The following is a 17,610-nucleotide window of genomic DNA, read 5'->3' as shown; positions in this document are numbered from 1 at the left end:
TCAGCGTGAGCTACCTGCGGGCGAAGAAGAAGAACGACCTCGACCGCATCATGGGGCTGTACGGGAACATGAACGAAAGATACTGGTAGCCTATGAATTTCGACAACCTTCACCAGATTCTGCGCTCGCTCTACGAGCAGATGATGCCGCTATGCGGGGACATGGCGGGCGTGGCGAAAGGCATCGCCGGGCTGGGTGCGCTGTTCTACGTCGCCTACCGGGTGTGGCAGTCGCTGGCGAGAGCCGAACCGATAGACGTGTTCCCCATGCTCCGCCCCTTTGCGATAGGCTTGTGCATCATGTTCTTCCCGACGGTGGTATTAGGCACGATAAACAGTATCATGTCGCCCGTTGTGCAGGGCACGGCAAAGATGCTGGAGGCGGAAACGCTGGACATGAACCAGTACCGTGAGCAGAAAGACAAACTGGAATACGAGGCGATGATGCGCAACCCCGAAACCGCCTACCTTGTGTCAAACGAGGAGTTTGACAAACAGCTGGAGGAACTGGGCTGGTCGCCCGGCGACATGGTAACGATGGCGGGAATGTATATCGAACGTGGGATGTACAACATGAAGAAAGGCATCCGCGATTTCTTCCGCGAGATACTGGAACTGATGTTCCAAGCCGCCGCCCTCGTGATAGACACCATCCGCACCTTTTTTCTCGTGGTGCTGGCGATACTCGGTCCGATAGCCTTCGCCATATCGGTATGGGACGGCTTTCAAAGTACACTCACACAGTGGATATGCCGCTACATACAGGTTTATCTGTGGCTGCCCGTGTCGGATATGTTCAGCACCATACTGGCGAAGATTCAGGTGCTGATGCTGCAAAGCGACATCGAGCGCATGCAGGCTGACCCGAACTTCTCGCTGGATTCGAGCGACGGTGTGTATATCGTCTTCATGATCATAGGAATCATCGGCTATTTCACCATCCCCACGGTAGCAGGCTGGATTATCCAAGCCGGAGGCATGGGAAGCTACGGTCGCAACGTGAACCAGACGGCAGGACGAGCCGGAAGCATGGCGGGCAGCGTGGCGGGTGCAACCGCAGGAAACGTGGTCGGACGTGCCGGGAAACTGCTGAAATAATCAACTGACAATTAAAAACGAATAAACAACAATGGAATTTAAGTCACTTAAAAACATCGAATCATCGTTCAGGCAGATACGCCTGTTCGGTATCGTCTTCCTCTCGCTGTGCGCCGTGATAACGGTATGGAGCGTGTGGAGTTCCTACCGCTTTGCGGAACGGCAACGGGAAAAGATTTACGTGCTGGACAACGGCAAGTCGCTGATGCTGGCTCTCTCGCAGGACTTGTCGCAGAATCGTCCGGCGGAGGCAAGGGAACACGTGCGCCGCTTCCACGAGCTTTTCTTCACACTCTCACCCGAAAAGAGCGCGATAGAGCATAACGTGAAACGCGCCCTGCTGCTGGCAGACAAAAGCGTGTACAACTACTATTCGGACTTCGCCGAGAAGGGATACTACAACCGCATCATCGCCGGAAACATCAATCAGGTGCTGAAGGTGGACAGCGTGGTATGCGACTTCAACGGCTATCCCTACCGTGCCGTGACCTACGCCACACAGAAGATCATCCGGCAAAGCAACGTCACCGAGCGCAGCCTCGTGACCACGTGCCGCCTCTTGAACTCGTCCCGTTCGGACGACAATCCCAACGGTTTCACCATCGAGGGATTCACCATCATCGAGAACAAGGATTTACAAACCATCAAAAGGTAAACGGATATGAAGAAAATCAGAAAATCATTTTGGCGTGCGTACTGGAGGATCCACGACAAAAAGAAAATGCTGGTGGCAAGGCTCAAAGGCTATCTGGACGGTTTGCCCCCGAAGACACGCAAACGCATCGTGCTGGCGATGCTCGCCGCTTTCGCGGTGCTTGCCCTCTACACCTTCGGCAAAGCCGTCTATGACATCGGCAGGAATGACGGCAGCCGGATAGCAACAGACCATGCCGGACAGGTGGAACTGTCCGTAAAGCCGGACAACAATCATAATGTAATACTTTATTTATATGGAACAGACGAAGAATGAACCTAAAAACGAGAACAAGGCGGCTCCCGACAACGGGAAACCGAAGAACCGACGCCAAGCCGAGAGCCATCAAGCCTGCTTGAATGGCCAAGGCGCGAAGGAGGAAGGCAAAGCCAAGGAGCGCAAGCCGCTGACCGAAGCCCAAAGGCTGAAACGTCAGAAAATGATAGTGCTGCCCGCTATGGTGCTGGTATTCATCGGGGCGATGTGGCTGATATTCGCCCCATCTTCCGACAAGGAGCAGCAACCGGGGACGGGAGGTTACAACATCGAAATGCCCGACGCAGACAAGGCGAACCGTCAGATTATCGGCGACAAGGCGAAAGCATACGAACAGGGGGCGATGGAGGAACGGCAGGAGAACCGCAGCCGCGCCATGCAGGAACTGGGCGATATGTTCGACCGCGAGGTGGCGGAAACGGACAGCGGCAGGGACTTCGACCTTGCCAATCCCGGAGGAACGGAAGAGAACGTGAAGTCCGCACCGAAGACCATCCAATCCTCCGCAGCCGCCTACCGCGACCTCAATGCCACGCTCGGCAACTTCTATGAGCAACCGAAGAACGACAATGCGGAAATGGATGAACTGTTGGAGCGTATCGCCTCGCTGGAATCGGAATTGGAAAGCGAGAAAGGCAAGGTGTCCGCTATGGATGACCAAGTGGCACTCATGGAGAAGTCCTATGAACTGGCGGCAAAGTACATGGGCGGACAGAACGGCACACAGCCACCTGTCGGACAGGCGGCAGAGCCTTGCCCCGTGCAGAAAACCGGAAAGAACACGGCTGCACCTGTCAGGCTGGTGGCGCATCAGGTTGTATCCTCGCTCTCACAGCCGATGAGCAACGCCGAGTTTGTCGCCTCCTTCTCGCAAGAGCGTAACCGCAGTTTCAATACGGCGGTGGGCGTCACGACCGTATCGGACAAAAACACCATATCGGCGTGCGTTTATGGGGCGCAGAGTGTGACGGACGGGCAGGCTGTCAAGCTCCGTCTGTTGGAGCCGATGGCGGTAGCGGACAAAATCATCCCCCGTAATGCGGTGGTGGTAGGCACGGCAAAGATTCAGGGCGAACGGCTTGATATTGAAATCACGTCGCTGGAATATGCTGGTACGATTATCCCGGTAGAGCTGGAGGTGTATGACACGGACGGGCAGCCCGGTATCTTCATTCCGAACTCTATGGAAATGAATGCCGTTAGGGAGGTTGCCGCCAACATGGGCGGATCGCTGGGCAGCAGCATCAATATATCCACCAACGCAGGGGCACAGCTCGCCTCCGACTTGGGCAAGGGGCTGATACAAGGCACGAGCCAGTATATCGCCAAGAAGATGCGTACCGTCAAAGTGCATCTGAAAGCCGGGTACAAGGTCATGCTCTATCAGGACAGAAATTGAAAACAGAAAAAGCAACAACAATCCAATTTTTATTTACCACTAAAATCCAAAGTAATGAGAAAAGTAATCATCATGTTTGCCCTCGCTATGGGCATCGTAACTGCCAACGCGCAGGAGAACGTAACCGTTGGAACGGACAATGGAAGTGAACCGACGAACGAAGCGAGAGCAGAGGCAAGCTCGCTTGACTATGCCTTGCAAGGAGGAGGAAGGCAAAGCCAACAACCGACCTTGACAAAGGAGGTCTATCCGCAGAAGGAGGCGGACGGCGACCTGTATCACGGGCTGACAAAGAAGCTGACCTTCGACCGCATGGTTCCCCCGCACGGTTTGGAAGTGACCTACGACAAGACCGTCCACGTCATTTTCCCCTCGGAAGTGCGTTATGTCGATTTAGGCTCGCCCGACCTGATTGCGGGCAAAGCCGACGGAGCGGAGAACGTCATCCGCGTGAAAGCTACCGTGAGGAACTTCCCGAACGAAACCAATATGTCCGTTATAACGGAGGACGGTAGTTTCTATACCTTCAACGTGAAATATGCAGCCGAACCGCTGCTGCTCAACGTGGAGATGTGCGACTTCATCCATGACGGCGAGAAGGTAAACCGCCCGAACAACGCGCAGGAAATCTATCTGAAGGAACTGGGTAGCGAAAGCCCGATGCTGGTGCGCCTTATCATGAAGTCCATCCACAAGCAGAACAAGCGCGAGGTGAAGCACATCGGCTGCAAGCGATTCGGCATCCAGTACCTGCTTAAAGGTATCTACACGCATAACGGTTTGCTCTATTTCCATACGGAGATAAAGAACCAGAGCAACGTGCCTTTCGATGTGGACTACGTCACATGGAAAATCGTGGACAAGAAGGTGGCGAAGCGTACCGCCGTGCAGGAGCAGATCATCTTGCCGCTCCGTGCGCAGAATTACGCCACGCTCGTGCCGGGCAAGAAGAGCGAGCGCACGGTATTCACGATGGCGAAGTTCACCATCCCCGATGACAAATGCATCGTGGTGGAACTCAACGAGAAGAACGGAGGTCGCCACCAGTCTTTCGTGATTGAAAACGAGGACTTGGTACGTGCCAATACCATCAACGAACTTCAAGTGCGCTGACCATGAGAAAGTACATCGCAATAATCATCGCGTCGCTTGCCCTGTGTACGGGGCAAGCGCACGCCCAGCGATGCCTGCCGAAGATGCAGGGCATCGAGGTCAGGGCGAATATGGCGGACGGCTTCAATCCCGGCGGCAACGACGGCGGATACAGTTTCGGGGCGGCTCTTTCCACCTACACGAAAAAGGGGAACAAATGGGTGTTCGGTGGCGAATACCTGTTGAAGAACAACCCTTACAAGGACGGGAAAATACCCGTGGCGCAGTTCACGGCGGAGGGCGGATACTACTTCAAAATACTTTCCGATGCCCGAAAAATCGTGTTCGTCTATGCAGGGGCTTCGGCTCTTGCCGGATATGAATCAGTGAACTGGGGCGAGAAGGTGCTGCATGACGGCTCCACGCTCCATGACCGGGACGCCTTCATCTACGGTGGTGCGCTGACGCTCGATATGGAGCTTTACGTGGCTGACCGTATTGCTCTGCTTGCCAATCTCCGGGAGCGTTGCCTGTGGGGTGGCGACACGAGGAAGTTTCATACGCAGTGGGGCGTGGGCATCAAGTTTATCATTAACTAACGCACTGCATGGAACGGACGGAAATCGACGCCATGAGGCAGATACCCCTTGCGGACTTCCTCGCACGGTTAGGACATGAGCCTGTCCGAAGAAGCGGCAACGAGTTGTGGTATCGTGCGCCATACCGCAATGAGCGCACGCCCTCTTTCCGTGTGAACGTGGCAAAACAGCTTTGGTACGACTTCGGAACGGGCAAGGGCGGTGACATCTTCACGCTTGCCGGGGAGTTTATCGGAAGCAACGACTTCATGGAACAAGTGAAGTTCATAGCGGAAACCGCCAATATGCCTATGCCTGTTCCCGAAGTGAGTAAACCGACTTTCCTGCCTAAACGGTCAGAACCTGCCTTTGAGGGTATGGAAACCGCCCCACTGCTTCATTCTCCACTGACGGACTATCTGGCGGAACGTGGCATCCCTTACGGCATTGCATCCCGGTATTGTTGCCGACTGAATTATAGAGTGCGTGGCAAGCGGTATTTCGCCGTCGGTTTTCCGAACGTAGCGGGCGGCTTTGAAATCCGCAGCCGTTTTTTCAAAGGCAGCGTGCCTCCGAAGGATGTGTCGCTGGTCAAAATGGAAAGTTCTCAGGCTGATGTGTGCAGCGTGTTCGAGGGCTTCATGGACTTTCTTTCCGCCGTCACGCTCGGATTGGAAACGGGCGACTGCCTTGTGCTGAACTCCGTCGCCAATGTGGAAAAGGCTATGAGGTATCTGGACGGTTACGGGCGCATAGACTGTTACCTCGACCGTGACGAAGCCGGACGGCGGACGTTGGAAATGCTGAAAGGACACTATGGGGAACGTGTCTGTGACCGTTCCGCCCTCTATGACGGTTGCAAGGACTTGAACGAGTATCTGCAACTGACAACGAAAAAAGAAATGAACAATAACTTATAAATCAAAAGACAATGAACATACTGAACAACAAGAACAAGAGAATATCAATCTTCAAGGCGTTGGCACTCTGCCTGTTCGCCGCCGTGTCGCTCACGCTTATTTCGTGTGACGACGATATGGACATCCAGCAATCCTATCCTTTCACGGTGGAAACTATGCCTGTGCCGAACAAAGTGACGAAGGGACAGACGGTTGAAATACGCTGTGAGCTGAAAAAGACGGGCGACTTCGCCAATACCCTCTATACTATCCGGTATTTCCAGTTCGAGGGAGAAGGAACGCTGAAAATGGACAACGGTATCACGTTCCTGCCCAATGACCGCTACCTGCTCGAAAACGAGAAGTTCCGGCTGTACTACACGGCGGATGGTGAGGAGGCGCACAACTTCATCGTGGTAGTGGAGGACAATTTCGGCAACTCCTATGAGTTGGAATTTGACTTCAACAACCGAAACGTGAAGGATGACGGGGTTATCACTGTTGTCCCCATCGGGAACTTCAAGCCCCTTACACGATGATGCGTGTATTCATGGCTATCCTCTGTTCGCTTCTGACGGTCTGTTCCGTGTCCGCACGGGACAGCCGCCATGAGGGAACGGACGGGCAGGCGGCTATCTACCGGCTGCCACCATTCGAGAGGGCAGTACGATGCACGAAGTATTTTGAGGGCTGGCATTCGGAAAAACATCACCCGTATGTAGGATATGGACATCGGTTGCAGCCGGGCGAAAGGTATTCGGCACGCACCATGACGAAGCGGCAGGCGGACGCGCTTCTGCGGAAAGACCTGCGGAAGTTCTGCGCGATGTTCCGGCAGTTCGGGAAGGATTCGCTCTTGCTTGCCACGCTCGCCTACAATGTCGGTCCGTACCGTCTGTTGGGAAGCGGAAAGATACCCAAAAGCACGCTGATCCGAAAGTTGGAGGCAGGCGATAGGAACATCTATCGGGAGTATATCGCTTTCTGCAACTACAAGGGTAAACGTCATGCCATGCTGCTCAAACGGAGAAAGGCGGAGTTTGCGCTACTGTATGTACCATAAAAAGTAAGTGTCCGACAACATAAACTCCGATGAAGTTGGGGATGCTTTATCGGAGTTTATGTTATATCAATATTTTAATTGATGGTCAGTACTTGATTTTACAAGTGACTCATTCAAGTAGTTTCGCTTTTTTCATGTAACTTTGCAAAAAATAAAGGATATGGATAGACAATTACCGTATGAGATAAGCTACAAGACGATTGCTTTTTGGCGCAATATCGAAAATGGATTCCTCTGGAGTACATTCATATGTTCAATATTACTCCAAACGTTCCAAATAAATTGTATAAGCCATTCATTAGATTCTATAAAATGGATTGCTAATTTGTTTAATGTTTTGAATTATATTTCTATTATAGGGTATGGTATATTATATATAATCGTAGAAATTATAATGCAACCTATGGCTGCTAATGAAAGACGGAAAGGATTTATCGACAATTCATTAGGCACGAAATTGCTGGAAAAGCCAGTTTTGAATTATTACGATAATGATTCTATTGAGAAAGGACCATATAAAATGTTGGTTAATTGTTATGAGAATTGTTTTTTTACATATAATATCATTAAAGTGATGTTGCCTAAAATGGCAATAAAGAACACAATACTATTTGGTTTGCTTTTGATATTTGCATACTACGGAATAAAAGATAACGTCGTTGCCATACCATTCTTGCAACTATTTTTATCGTCATTGTTCTTAATAGAACTGATATACCACATAGCATTCTTTTTTAGATTAAAGAATTTGTGTGATAAATTCAAACAAATTTTTAGCACACCTAAATCAACTAAAAATAAAACTATTCAGGATGCTATATATATGGTACTTGAATATGAAACGACATTGGCATATAATAAATCTCCGAATAGTAATTCTGTGTACAAAAAACTAAACAATAAATTAACAGAAGAATGGAGCTGTATAAAACAGAATTATGATATTCGATAATTTAGACAAATATACAACAGAAAGTGTATTACAAGGACATCCCGATAAAATATGCGACCAAATAAGTGATGCTCTTTTGGATGCTTTCTTGATGCAAGATTGTAATGCCCATACAGCAATAGAATGCTTGGGAAGTGGTAATAATTTAATTGTTGCTGGAGAAATTAGTACTCAAAATAAAAGGGTTGATATTGAGAAAATTGTCAATGATGTATATCAATCCATAGGCTATTGTGAAAAATTAAACATACTGAACTTTTTGACTTCACAATCAAGACAACTAAATGATGCTGTTATGAACGGTGGAGCTGGCGACCAAGGTATTGTGTATGGTTATGCTATAAACAATCAATATAATTATCTTCCGTATGGTGTATATTTATCTAATTTAATAGCCAAAGAGATTGATACGTATAGAAAGAGCGTAGATTATCTCCTCCCTGATGGGAAAGTACAAGTCACAATTAGCGAAAATAATCTTGAACAATTGATAATCAATGTACAGCATAAGGAGAATATTCATCCAGATTTCATTGAAAATGAAATAAAACAGAAGGTTTTAACTCAACTGATTGATTGTATAAATGTAGATATTCAGATAAATAGGAAATCAAAATTTTATAAAGGTGGGTTTGTTAACGATACAGGATTAACTGGTCGTAAAATAATGATAGACACTTATGGCGGTTTGGTAACACATGGCGGAGGTGCTTTTTCTGGAAAGGATCCGAGCAAAATAGATAGAAGTGCTGCTTACATGGCTCGATTTGTTGCAAAAAACATAGTCGCAAACGGATTAGAAAAAGAATGCAAAATAGCAGTGGCTTATTTGTTTGGAGAAGAACAGCCTACCATGCTAAATGTTTCCACAGACAAAGAATCCAATTCTACAAAATTGAAACAATTTATTCTATCAAAATTCGATTTTAGACCTAATGCAATAATTGAGTTGTTAAAATTAAAGAATCCTATATATCAACCAACTTCTATATACGGACATTTCTCTAATCCTAATTACAATTGGGAACAAATCATATCTTTATAAGACTGGTTTTATCGAAGATTGGCACAGAGGTTTCTTTGCTACTTTCTTTGTCCGCCATCATGCTCACTGAAAGAAAGTAGGGCGGCTTTCGCCGCCCACCTCTCAAAAACGGGTGTAAAGCCCCGTCACCATCGTGAACATTTCCTCCAGCATATCGCAATATATCCCCTCGTGCGTTTCAATGTCCTTCGTCTTACACTCGAATGTCTTTTTACTGAACGTCCTGCGGTAGAAGCGCATATTGTAGAGGTCTGCCCCTGCATCATAGATGATGTCAAGGCGGTTGGCACTCGTCTTGTTCCTCGCAAGGCTCATGCGTAAGCCGTTGCCCATGTCTATGAAGTCTTTGCTTCCCGTCATGGCGGCAAAGCGTCTGCCACCTATCTGCTCCAAAATCGTCTTTGCTATCATATTCATTCTTCTTTGGGTGTTATGTTCGGGCGGTGCGGACACCGCCTAAACGCTCAAAATTCTGTTTTCTCGGCTATTGGTGTGTTCCGTTCCAACCATGTTTTCACACACTCCATATTGTACTCGCTCGTTATGACTGCCGTGTGGCTGTCAATGGCGGTAAACCGACTGCTCTCATAGTCCTCTATCCACCCTTTAAGGGTTTCCACTCCCCACGCTTCGGCATCGTCAAAGATGCCGTCCAATTCCGTGATAGGCTTGCCGAACTTGACTATCAGCGTTTGGTAGCCTGCTTCGTTCATTGCTTGTCCTCCTTTCCTCTTTTTGCCGTCAGCCACTTGTCCCGTGTGGCTCGGCACTCGTCCAACGTGGGTTTCACACAAGAGAACAATTCCCCGTCCGTGTGGCGGTAGTCGTATTGCACAAGTGTCCGCTTGCGTCTGCCGATGCCTGTTTGGAACTTCTCGTATTTCTCTGTCCCTGCTTTCGTGCAGGTGCTTACTCCGTTGATGGTCATCCGTGTACTCATAATCGTTGTTTTTTTAGATGGTTAGAAATGTACTGACAAAACTCTGTTCTGCATCACCATTTCGGGATTGCTTGTGTAGCGTTGGTGCATGTAGAAATGGTGTGAGCCGAAGCCGTAAAGGAAGAACTTGTCAAGTTCGTGCTTCTCGGCAAAGTCCTTGACACTTGCCCTTAACTGCTCCTCACTTTGACAAAAAGTGAGGAGGTTCATAAACTCAAGGAACATCGTGGGAATTTTATCGTCCCACAAGCAAACCATACTTTCAAATCTTACTTCCATATTGTTCTGTATTATAGGTTAATGTTATGCTGCGTTCATCCGCTGACGGATAAGTTCGGTATTGTCCTCCACAAGCCGGATGATGCGGTCATGGTACTCGGTATTGGAATTGCATACCCCTCTGCTCTGTACCACTTTCAGCGTTTTCAGTGACACTTCTATCGTTTCAATCCGTTTGCCGTCAATGGTGGCGGATAGGATAAGGGAGTTTGCCTTGTTATGATAACCGCCCACACAATGGTGCATCATCCGTCCTTCCTCTACCATTTCCTCAACGCTCTCTATGACCTTGATGCAGATAAGGCTGTCAGAGAACACAAGTCCGAAGAAGATGCCTTTGGCTTTCAGATAGTTCTTCTCGTCTTCAATCGCCTTTTGCCGTTGCTGTTCCGTCCGCTCACGCTCCCTTTGCAGGTTGCGTTTTCTCACCAACTTATCGTGTTCCGCTTTGAGGTCGGCAGGGCAGACGTATTTCGGGCTGTTCGTGTCCTTGCCAAAATGACGCAGGAGGTCAATGGTGTCGCACCATACGGAGCCGTCCGAAATGGTGTAACCGTTGCGGATGCAAATCTTGACGGATGCCCAATACCGTCCCATATCAAAGGAACTACGGATATAATGCCGCAACATGGCATATTGCCCTGCTTTCAAGAGTGTTTCGGCTCGGCTGTCGGAAAGGATAGCCGTGAAAAGGTCATACGGCAGTGTGTTGTGATAGTCCCCATTGAAGCCGTTGCGTTTCAGTTCGGGGATGAAACGCTGTCGGGGATAGGTACACATAGGTGCTATATCGTATGCGTGAAGCCTGTTGTTCTTGCGTACCTCCATGTCGCTGTATTCAGACCATTGGTCATAATACAACATTGACATTCCACGCAGTCGGGCAACGGTCGTTGTCTTTCCATCGGGCGAAATCCACCTCTGCACCACTTCATAAATGGAATACTCGGCTGCCTGCCCTGCCTTGTATCGGGACTTGACGAAGAAGAAGCGTATCACTTGGTATTGCTTGCTGGTGGTGACGATGGAGAAGTATTCGTTTTCGCTGAAAACGCTCTTTCGGGTGCGCAACGCTTCCAATGACATACCGCAATGGGGGCAGGTACATCCGCAAAGGGTGTCCGCAAGGTCGTGGTCGCTCTTCCACGAATGTCCGCACTCAGTGCAGATGTTCGTGCCGTCCGCTCTCTTGATTGCGTAATGCTTGAAGCAATGGCGGAAAGCGTATGCCTTTTGCGTGGCGGTCAATCTCGGTAGTCGCTTGCTCAGCCGTGCGACTTCCTGCTGTATCTGTGTTCTCGGTTTCATAAGCCTAAATCAAATAATGAGGGTTGTTGTACTTCTTGGGTGGTCGCTTTGGTGGCGGTTCTCGGCTTGTTGCGGTTCTGCAACTTGCGGACTTCCTCCTCTTGATATTGTCGGAGAGCCTTCTGACGTGCCTCCGCCTTTTCCTCTGTGGTGAGTTCCACCACGTGGTTCACGGCTATCTGACACTGGATAGGCTTGCCCACCTCTATCTCGTTCTCGTCATAGTAGTGTACGGCTTGTCCGTATATCTCCCCGTCCGTGAAGCCGTTGCAACCGCTTTTCTGCACATAGTTCAGAATGTAGGTCACGCAGTCATCTATGTTCTTGGCAGGGTTGCGGTAGTTCTTCGCAAAGAGCGCATCTTCCGCTGCACGTTGCTCCAAATACATCTGTATCGTTCTCTTGAAATGGTCTGTCGTTTTCATATCGCTGTCGGTAAGATTAAAGGGTGAATAACCAAAGGATGAAGCCGAATAAGGCGATTGTGGAGAGGATAGCCACGATTATGCCTATCGCCACTCGGAACACTCCGTTTACTATCTCTCTGACGATGCCCCAAAGGATGCCGGATACCCAAAGGACGATGCGCATGATTAGGGTGCATATCGCAAGCCCTATGTATTGCGCCACTTGTTTGAAGTCTGCCGTTGCTGTCATATCCTCGCTATTTTTCAAGTTCTACAATGTTGTCTATCCTGCCGTATAGGTATCTGCGAAGTCCGGTCTTGTCTGTTGCCTTGTATTCCGTCCAATGTCCGTATTGGCACACGATAAACGTGCGGAGTACATCGGAGAAGTCAAACCTCCAGCCTTGCAGGAGTATTGCGCTCTTGAAATAGGTGTTGCTGTTCACGTTGCGTGTAAGCCAATCCTTTTCCTCTCGGTTCATCTGTCCTCCGTTGTTCAGTTTCTCACGAAGAATGTAAACCTTACTGCCTTTTAGTGCTTCCAATGTTGGCACTTCCCAAGCCACGAATTTTGTTGCCATTGTTGTTCCCATATCCGTTCTGTTTTTGATTTTTTGTTTTTAATGCGGATTCAAGAGCTGAGGGAGTTGAGTTTCAAACTATCTTATCTGCCTCTCGTTTATCCGACATTTTTTTTATGCGTCTTTCTGTCGCATCGGTCGTTTTCGTTTCGGGTGCTTAAAAAGGTAGGGATTAGGGAATGCAAGTTTTTTCGGGAAAAATACTACCCGAAGGGCTGGAGATTTTTCCCGAAAACAGGAGGCTTGACCTTGCTTTCCCGTCAAATCCCGGAGTTACCTTTGCGCCCAGAACGGAAATGACTGCCTGATGCGACTCACTGAAAGGCGCGAAAATGGAGGTAAACGGAAGTAGAGGCAGATTAGACAGAAAACTTCAAAAGAGAAATCCGTGAAAAAAGGAAGTCCCCCCAAAAAAGGACATAGTCGGTAGCGTGAAACCGGGCAAACCACCTGCAAGGAAGTATGGTTTTATCTGTCTGGCCGGACGTGTCGGGGCGGGCAGATAAAATCATTCTTCCCGGTTTGCCAGCTGTGGGTGACGGCTTGTTCCATTTATGGGCAAACGGTCATACACGGCTTTCCGCTTCCGGCTCAAAAGAACAGCGAAAAAGAAAAATCATCTGAAAAACCGTAAAAGCACCTCTTCGGCATAAGCACAAAAGAAATGGGCCTTGCCTCATCAGTCTAAACTGTCGTTTAGGCGTGAGGCAAAGCTCTTTTCTCCGCTTATGCAGTAGTCGGCACACGTTCGTTCAAAATCCTTTTGGGCGATGGTGTGCCGACGAATAAAGCCGCTTTTACGGAAAAACTTGTATGAGATAGAAAAAAATCAGGGAGATTCATATCAAAATCTCCCGTTTTATTGTTACTTTTGCATACGAAGAGTTCTTTGAAGGTTACGCAACGCGCAGAAGAATAATGCAGCAGATAACTAACTAAATCGTAACCTATTACTATCATGAGCGATTAACATATGCTCATTTCCAATAAAATACACTATTTTCGTAACTTCATAGTACAAATATACGAAAACTATTCCGAAATTACCCCCAAACAAGTCAAGGTATCTTTTAACAACGGGGTAAATCTATGGATACCGATTTCATTCAAATGATCAGCGTCCCTATAGCAAGAATCAGGTAACGGTACAGCCGTATAATTCAAATAAAAGACCGTTTTATCATCCACGTATTCCCGAGCCAAAGAATCCGTCAATTCTCGATAACTCGAAGGAACCCGTTCCATATATTCCGTGGAAACAGGGGCATTGTACAAAATAAGAGACAGATCCCGCTTCTTACATTCCTCTACGATTCGCCCCAACATCTCTTGTTGAAATGAGGATGGCAATAAATAAGCACCCTTATCATCATAGTAATGACGATCGATAATAACGTCTAGTGTTCCCCCGGTCGCCCCCGTGAAAATACGCTCAATCACATTCCTTTTAATCTCAGCTACGCAATTCTTGAACGGAACGCCAAACTCATACGAATACATGACCTCCTTACGGGTTACCGGCGAAACAGCCTCCTGTACCAAAGGTCGCAAATCCTCCCGCTCCTTCAGATGGGGATAAATAGACATATAGGCAGGAAACTCATCTTGATAGGAATCATCGGCCACGGTAAACGTATGATAACCAAACCCCAATATCACGGTTTTCAAATGGGGAAGGTAAGGCGCTTTCAAGCATAAATCGATATAGGTATTGAAATAATTCTCACTGGATTTAGCGTCATTCCTCGATTTCCCCAGCATATCGGCGGATATCGAATGTAAAGGATGGGAATCTCCCAAAATCAATACCTCTACTTCCGGATCACTCTTGAGGCTGGGTACGCTTATATGAAAATAAGAGCGGATCAGCAGGCAACTAAGCAACCCTAAACATCCTACCACCCCTAAATACCAGAATATAGCAATAAAGAACCTTCTCATACTTATCAGAATTGAAAATAAATGAAACCTTGTGGATTACTGGCGTCGAAACCATAGATGATAATCAGCAATACCGTATAGATAACATACCGAACCGGAAGGCTCAGGTCCTCTATCATCAACCCATGCGCCTGTTTTCGGCCGATCCATTCCACGACGAACATAAGAGCCGTGAAAAAGAAACATTTCTTCAGCAGGAGTTGCCCGAATCCCAAGCCCACAAGCTGAGGAGCCGAGAATAATGAGGCATTGAACATCCGCTCGAGGTACACAGCCGCTTGAGATATATCTTCCGACCGGAACAGAATCCATCCCAATAAGACCAGTAGAAACGTAACTCCCATCTGTGTCAATTCCTTCACAGAGGGAAGGAAACTGTTTTCCGCCACGGAATCTCTATACCTCCTATTTTGACCCAACAATAACAATGGCAGAAACAACAATGCATGATACGCTCCCCATGCCACAAACGTCCAGTTAGCCCCGTGCCAGAACCCACTTACCAAGAAAATAACAAGGGTATTCCGGAAGCTCTTCCATTTCCCTGCCCGGCTCCCCCCTAGCGGTATATAGATATAATCCCGGAACCAAGTCGTCAACGATATATGCCAACGCCGCCAAAACTCCGCTATATCCCGAGAGAAATAAGGATACTTAAAGTTCTGCATAAGGTCTATGCCAAATAACCGGGCACAGCCGATCGCTATATCCGAGTATCCGGAAAAATCACCGTAAATCTGTATCGTAAAGAAGAAAGCCCCCAGAAACAAGGTACTCCCATCCAACGTCTGGTAATTCTCAAACACACCGTTCACGAACAAAGCGCAGTTATCGGCAACCACCACTTTCTTGAAAAATCCCCAAAGCATCTGGCGTATACCATCCAACGCCAGATCACAATCGAAATTACGAGGCCGGAGAAACTGAGGCAACAAATGAGTAGCCCGTTCTATCGGGCCCGCCACTAATTGGGGGAAGAAACTGATATAAGCGAAGAATGCCACGATATCATGAGTCGCCTTGATTTTACCTTGGTAAACATCAATCGTATAGCTCAAAGCCTGAAACGTATAAAAGCTGATCCCGACAGGGAGCAAGATATTCAACGTCACGTAATCGGCATCCCAGCCCAATAGGTGAAGGACATTTACCAAATTCTCGGTAAAAAAATCAAAGTACTTAAATACACCCAAGATCGAAAGGTTCAGTAAAATATTACCGGCACTTATCCACTTTTGGACCGACCGGTTGCCAGCGCATTTCTCCAAATAGACTCCACTCAAGTAACTGCATAACGACGTAAACAGGATCAGCAGCAAAAAGCGCCAGTCCCACCATCCGTAGAACAGGTAACTAACAGCTACCACAAATAGATTTTGCCACCGCAAAGACTTGAAAGCAAACCAGTAACCAAAGAAAACCAATGGCAGGAATATAAGGAACTCTATGGAATTAAATAACATAAATATTTAATTTTCAGACTCAAGAATATGTATGATCAAGGCGCAAAGATACGCAATATCAAGCATTGACCAATAAATATTTCGTATATTCGTGGCTCAGAAATACAATAAGATACAGAGATGAAGATAATCAACGAACAATTACTCGACGAGACCCAGGCCAAAGCCTTGCAGTCTCCCCGCCTGCGAATGAACTATAATTTCCATGAGAGATTGGATGATCCGATCAATCGGTTACTGAATGCCATGGAGCCCGGTACGTATTTGCGTCCGCACCGGCATTTAAATCCGGCGAAGGACGAGATATTCTTGTTGCTACGTGGAAAGGTAGCGGTATTCTTGTTTGACGAGGAAGGGAATATCACGGAGAAAACGATACTGAATCCAAAGGAAGGCGCTTATGGAGCGGAGATCAAGGCCGGAACATGGCACGGGCTTCTGGTACTGGAATCCGGATCGGTTATTTATGAGATAAAGCAAGGGCCGTTCGCGCCGCTAGCACCGGAGAACCTAGCGCCTTGGAGCCCCGAGGCGGAAGATACGGAGGGAGTAAAGAAGTATCTGGAATGGCTCGAGAGCCAAATATGATCGATGATACTTTTAGTATAACAAGCTAGCGATCAGCCTCGTATAACAAGAGCTATCCGATGGTTTTAACAATGCCCATTGTAAAGACCTTACGATGCCCATTATAAGGAGCTTACAATGGGCATCGTTACCTCCTTATAATAGGCATTGTTATTATTTCTGGAAAACCTTCGTCGATTTAATCATCACGTCGTGTAAAGGACGATCGTTCTTATCCGTCTTTACCACGGAGATCTTCTCTACGATATCGAAGCCTTCCACTACCTCGCCAAAGATCGTTACCGAGCCATCCAGATGCGGAACGCCACCGATCGTCTTATAAATCTCACGCCGTTCGGCCGGGATCACTACCGGGCCTAATACCGCCAACGTATCTTCCACCAAGATGGACGCACGGGCATGTAACTCATTCTCCAAGGAATCGGCGGCCAAGGAAGGATCTTGCTTTTTCAGCTCATCCCGGAATTTATAGTACAACCAGTTGCGGCGGATCTCATTGATACGAGCCTCTTTCTCCGCAAGCTCCTTGTCGTCCAAGACTTTCCCTTGCACAAAACAGAACTGCGTACCGGCGGAGGCACGTTCCGGATTCACGGCATCGATCTCTTTCGCATCGATCAAAGCGCCTTTCTTATTAAAATGATTGGGTAATATCTCGGCGGGAACGGTATAACCACCATCGCCATCCCCATACAAGACGCCCGGCTCATGCGCTTTACTCTCCGGATCACCACCTTGCACGACAAACTCCTTGATAACACGGTGGAAAAGCATACCCTCATACTCGTTCGACTGGCAAAGCTTGATGAAGTTATCCCGGTGAAGAGGCGTATCGTCGTATAGCAGGACGGTGACGTCTCCCATCGTCGTCTTGATTTTCACATATACGGGTTTATTCGGGTCCAAAGGCTTATCCCCACAAGCTACCAACGTGAGCAAGAGCAGGAACAGCGAGAAAATTTGTCGTTTCATACCTGTTTTATTTATCGGATTAAGTAGTTACAAAGC

Annotated in this window: 23 protein-coding genes and 1 pseudogene; 13 read left to right on the top strand and 11 right to left on the bottom strand. The window is 48.0% G+C overall.

From position 1 onward, the window contains the following. From DWX33_RS14755 to metK, 12 genes and pseudogenes are all read left to right on the top strand, one after another. A pseudogene (locus tag DWX33_RS14755) lies at positions 1-89 on the top strand (conjugal transfer protein TraI); the annotation flags it as partial. 3 nt (positions 90-92) lie between these two features. Beyond that, positions 93-1,097 (top strand): conjugative transposon protein TraJ, encoded by a 1,005-nt coding sequence (gene traJ / locus DWX33_RS14750; protein WP_005809199.1) that lies wholly within the window; start codon positions 93-95, stop codon positions 1,095-1,097. Positions 1,098-1,128: 31 nt separating this feature from the next. Next, the gene (gene traK / locus DWX33_RS14745) at positions 1,129-1,752 is read left to right on the top strand and encodes a conjugative transposon protein TraK (protein WP_004308925.1); all 624 of its coding nucleotides are present in this window, start codon (positions 1,129-1,131) and stop codon (positions 1,750-1,752) included. Between the two features lie 6 nt (positions 1,753-1,758). Further along, positions 1,759-2,067, top strand: a complete 309-nt coding sequence (locus tag DWX33_RS14740) for a TraL conjugative transposon family protein (RefSeq protein WP_005809197.1) — start codon at positions 1,759-1,761, stop codon at positions 2,065-2,067. Then, positions 2,048-3,466: a conjugative transposon protein TraM gene (gene traM, locus DWX33_RS14735; RefSeq protein WP_005809196.1), complete on the top strand. Its 1,419-nt coding sequence runs from the start codon at positions 2,048-2,050 to the stop codon at positions 3,464-3,466. Before DWX33_RS14740 ends, traM begins: the two co-directional genes overlap by 20 nt. A 54-nt stretch (positions 3,467-3,520) precedes the next feature. Then, entirely contained in the window at positions 3,521-4,579 is a 1,059-nt protein-coding gene (gene traN / locus DWX33_RS14730; RefSeq protein ID WP_005809194.1) for a conjugative transposon protein TraN, read from the top strand. 2 nt (positions 4,580-4,581) lie between these two features. After that, the gene (locus DWX33_RS14725) at positions 4,582-5,157 is read left to right on the top strand and encodes a conjugal transfer protein TraO (RefSeq protein ID WP_005809192.1); all 576 of its coding nucleotides are present in this window, start codon (positions 4,582-4,584) and stop codon (positions 5,155-5,157) included. Between the two features lie 8 nt (positions 5,158-5,165). Then, complete coding sequence (locus tag DWX33_RS14720; protein ID WP_005809191.1) at positions 5,166-6,056, top strand: toprim domain-containing protein; 891 nt, start codon at positions 5,166-5,168, stop codon at positions 6,054-6,056. 11 nt (positions 6,057-6,067) lie between these two features. Beyond that, a complete protein-coding gene (locus DWX33_RS14715) occupies positions 6,068-6,574 on the top strand; it encodes a DUF3872 domain-containing protein (RefSeq protein WP_005809189.1) in 507 nt (168 codons plus the stop codon). Beyond that, a complete protein-coding gene (locus DWX33_RS14710; RefSeq protein ID WP_005809187.1) occupies positions 6,571-7,098 on the top strand; it encodes a glycoside hydrolase family protein in 528 nt (175 codons plus the stop codon). Before DWX33_RS14715 ends, DWX33_RS14710 begins: the two co-directional genes overlap by 4 nt. A gap of 160 nt (positions 7,099-7,258) precedes the next feature. After that, on the top strand, positions 7,259-8,050 hold the full coding sequence (locus DWX33_RS14705) for a hypothetical protein (RefSeq protein WP_005809185.1): 792 nt from the start codon (positions 7,259-7,261) through the stop codon (positions 8,048-8,050). Further along, positions 8,037-9,095 carry a methionine adenosyltransferase gene (metK, locus tag DWX33_RS14700; protein WP_005809183.1) on the top strand — a complete coding sequence of 353 codons (1,059 nt, stop codon included), beginning with the start codon at positions 8,037-8,039 and terminating at the stop codon, positions 9,093-9,095. The genes DWX33_RS14705 and metK overlap by 14 nt, the downstream gene beginning before the upstream one ends. 102 nt (positions 9,096-9,197) lie before the next feature. Here the strand turns inward: metK and DWX33_RS14695 are convergent, their stop codons facing one another. From DWX33_RS14695 to DWX33_RS14640, 10 genes are all read right to left on the bottom strand, one after another. Next, positions 9,198-9,506, bottom strand: a complete 309-nt coding sequence (locus DWX33_RS14695) for a hypothetical protein (RefSeq protein ID WP_008645427.1) — start codon at positions 9,504-9,506, stop codon at positions 9,198-9,200. A gap of 53 nt (positions 9,507-9,559) precedes the next feature. After that, positions 9,560-9,865: a hypothetical protein gene (locus tag DWX33_RS14690; protein ID WP_080594362.1), complete on the bottom strand. Its 306-nt coding sequence runs from the start codon at positions 9,863-9,865 to the stop codon at positions 9,560-9,562. After that, entirely contained in the window at positions 9,805-10,035 is a 231-nt protein-coding gene (locus tag DWX33_RS14685) for a DUF3873 domain-containing protein (RefSeq protein WP_005809176.1), read from the bottom strand. Before DWX33_RS14685 ends, DWX33_RS14690 begins: the two co-directional genes overlap by 61 nt. A gap of 21 nt (positions 10,036-10,056) precedes the next feature. Continuing rightward, entirely contained in the window at positions 10,057-10,314 is a 258-nt protein-coding gene (locus tag DWX33_RS14680) for a hypothetical protein (RefSeq protein ID WP_005809172.1), read from the bottom strand. A 24-nt stretch (positions 10,315-10,338) separates the two neighbouring features. Further along, complete coding sequence (locus DWX33_RS14675) at positions 10,339-11,622, bottom strand: PcfJ domain-containing protein (RefSeq protein WP_036872219.1); 1,284 nt, start codon at positions 11,620-11,622, stop codon at positions 10,339-10,341. Then, positions 11,619-12,047, bottom strand: a complete 429-nt coding sequence (locus DWX33_RS14670; protein ID WP_005809166.1) for a PcfK-like family protein — start codon at positions 12,045-12,047, stop codon at positions 11,619-11,621. The genes DWX33_RS14675 and DWX33_RS14670 overlap by 4 nt, the downstream gene beginning before the upstream one ends. Positions 12,048-12,063: 16 nt before the next feature. Next, the gene (locus DWX33_RS14665; RefSeq protein WP_005809164.1) at positions 12,064-12,279 is read right to left on the bottom strand and encodes a hypothetical protein; all 216 of its coding nucleotides are present in this window, start codon (positions 12,277-12,279) and stop codon (positions 12,064-12,066) included. Positions 12,280-12,286: 7 nt separating this feature from the next. Further along, positions 12,287-12,622 carry a hypothetical protein gene (locus DWX33_RS14660; protein WP_005809162.1) on the bottom strand — a complete coding sequence of 112 codons (336 nt, stop codon included), beginning with the start codon at positions 12,620-12,622 and terminating at the stop codon, positions 12,287-12,289. A gap of 1,020 nt (positions 12,623-13,642) precedes the next feature. Next, positions 13,643-14,551 carry a hypothetical protein gene (locus tag DWX33_RS14645; RefSeq protein ID WP_122380604.1) on the bottom strand — a complete coding sequence of 303 codons (909 nt, stop codon included), beginning with the start codon at positions 14,549-14,551 and terminating at the stop codon, positions 13,643-13,645. 5 nt (positions 14,552-14,556) lie between these two features. Beyond that, complete coding sequence (locus tag DWX33_RS14640; protein ID WP_122380603.1) at positions 14,557-16,014, bottom strand: MBOAT family protein; 1,458 nt, start codon at positions 16,012-16,014, stop codon at positions 14,557-14,559. Between the two features lie 120 nt (positions 16,015-16,134). On the opposite strand from DWX33_RS14640, the gene DWX33_RS14635 reads away from it, so the two are divergent. Beyond that, positions 16,135-16,602 carry a WbuC family cupin fold metalloprotein gene (locus tag DWX33_RS14635; RefSeq protein WP_005855998.1) on the top strand — a complete coding sequence of 156 codons (468 nt, stop codon included), beginning with the start codon at positions 16,135-16,137 and terminating at the stop codon, positions 16,600-16,602. 153 nt (positions 16,603-16,755) lie between these two features. Here DWX33_RS14635 and DWX33_RS14630 read toward each other — a convergent pair whose 3' ends face one another. Next, complete coding sequence (locus DWX33_RS14630) at positions 16,756-17,574, bottom strand: peptidylprolyl isomerase (RefSeq protein WP_122144645.1); 819 nt, start codon at positions 17,572-17,574, stop codon at positions 16,756-16,758. Positions 17,575-17,610: the final 36 nt, after the last annotated feature.

Origin of the sequence: Parabacteroides sp. AF19-14 (genome assembly GCF_003635485.1) — a bacterium.
In the GTDB taxonomy this organism is placed as follows: domain Bacteria; phylum Bacteroidota; class Bacteroidia; order Bacteroidales; family Tannerellaceae; genus Parabacteroides; species Parabacteroides distasonis.
Note: the sequence above shows the minus strand (reverse complement) of the source record. Positions and strands in the feature narration are given on the sequence as shown.

Excerpts from the sequence above, each read along its gene's own strand:
- DWX33_RS14630 (WP_122144645.1), bottom strand. The coding sequence starts at position 17,574 with ATGAAACGACAAATTTTCTCGCTGTTCCTGCTCTTGCTCACGTTGGTA.
- traK (WP_004308925.1), top strand. The coding sequence starts at position 1,129 with ATGGAATTTAAGTCACTTAAAAACATCGAATCATCGTTCAGGCAGATA.
- DWX33_RS14660 (WP_005809162.1), bottom strand. The coding sequence starts at position 12,622 with ATGGGAACAACAATGGCAACAAAATTCGTGGCTTGGGAAGTGCCAACA.
- DWX33_RS14670 (WP_005809166.1), bottom strand. The coding sequence starts at position 12,047 with ATGAAAACGACAGACCATTTCAAGAGAACGATACAGATGTATTTGGAG.
- DWX33_RS14725 (WP_005809192.1), top strand. The coding sequence starts at position 4,582 with ATGAGAAAGTACATCGCAATAATCATCGCGTCGCTTGCCCTGTGTACG.
- DWX33_RS14645 (WP_122380604.1), bottom strand. The coding sequence starts at position 14,551 with ATGAGAAGGTTCTTTATTGCTATATTCTGGTATTTAGGGGTGGTAGGA.
- DWX33_RS14675 (WP_036872219.1), bottom strand. The coding sequence starts at position 11,622 with ATGAAACCGAGAACACAGATACAGCAGGAAGTCGCACGGCTGAGCAAG.
- DWX33_RS14720 (WP_005809191.1), top strand. The coding sequence starts at position 5,166 with ATGGAACGGACGGAAATCGACGCCATGAGGCAGATACCCCTTGCGGAC.
- DWX33_RS14705 (WP_005809185.1), top strand. The coding sequence starts at position 7,259 with ATGGATAGACAATTACCGTATGAGATAAGCTACAAGACGATTGCTTTT.
- traM (WP_005809196.1), top strand. The coding sequence starts at position 2,048 with ATGGAACAGACGAAGAATGAACCTAAAAACGAGAACAAGGCGGCTCCC.
- DWX33_RS14640 (WP_122380603.1), bottom strand. The coding sequence starts at position 16,014 with ATGTTATTTAATTCCATAGAGTTCCTTATATTCCTGCCATTGGTTTTC.
- DWX33_RS14695 (WP_008645427.1), bottom strand. The coding sequence starts at position 9,506 with ATGATAGCAAAGACGATTTTGGAGCAGATAGGTGGCAGACGCTTTGCC.
- DWX33_RS14665 (WP_005809164.1), bottom strand. The coding sequence starts at position 12,279 with ATGACAGCAACGGCAGACTTCAAACAAGTGGCGCAATACATAGGGCTT.
- DWX33_RS14715 (WP_005809189.1), top strand. The coding sequence starts at position 6,068 with ATGAACATACTGAACAACAAGAACAAGAGAATATCAATCTTCAAGGCG.
- DWX33_RS14710 (WP_005809187.1), top strand. The coding sequence starts at position 6,571 with ATGATGCGTGTATTCATGGCTATCCTCTGTTCGCTTCTGACGGTCTGT.
- traN (WP_005809194.1), top strand. The coding sequence starts at position 3,521 with ATGAGAAAAGTAATCATCATGTTTGCCCTCGCTATGGGCATCGTAACT.
- traJ (WP_005809199.1), top strand. The coding sequence starts at position 93 with ATGAATTTCGACAACCTTCACCAGATTCTGCGCTCGCTCTACGAGCAG.
- DWX33_RS14680 (WP_005809172.1), bottom strand. The coding sequence starts at position 10,314 with ATGGAAGTAAGATTTGAAAGTATGGTTTGCTTGTGGGACGATAAAATT.
- DWX33_RS14740 (WP_005809197.1), top strand. The coding sequence starts at position 1,759 with ATGAAGAAAATCAGAAAATCATTTTGGCGTGCGTACTGGAGGATCCAC.
- DWX33_RS14685 (WP_005809176.1), bottom strand. The coding sequence starts at position 10,035 with ATGAGTACACGGATGACCATCAACGGAGTAAGCACCTGCACGAAAGCA.
- metK (WP_005809183.1), top strand. The coding sequence starts at position 8,037 with ATGATATTCGATAATTTAGACAAATATACAACAGAAAGTGTATTACAA.
- DWX33_RS14635 (WP_005855998.1), top strand. The coding sequence starts at position 16,135 with ATGAAGATAATCAACGAACAATTACTCGACGAGACCCAGGCCAAAGCC.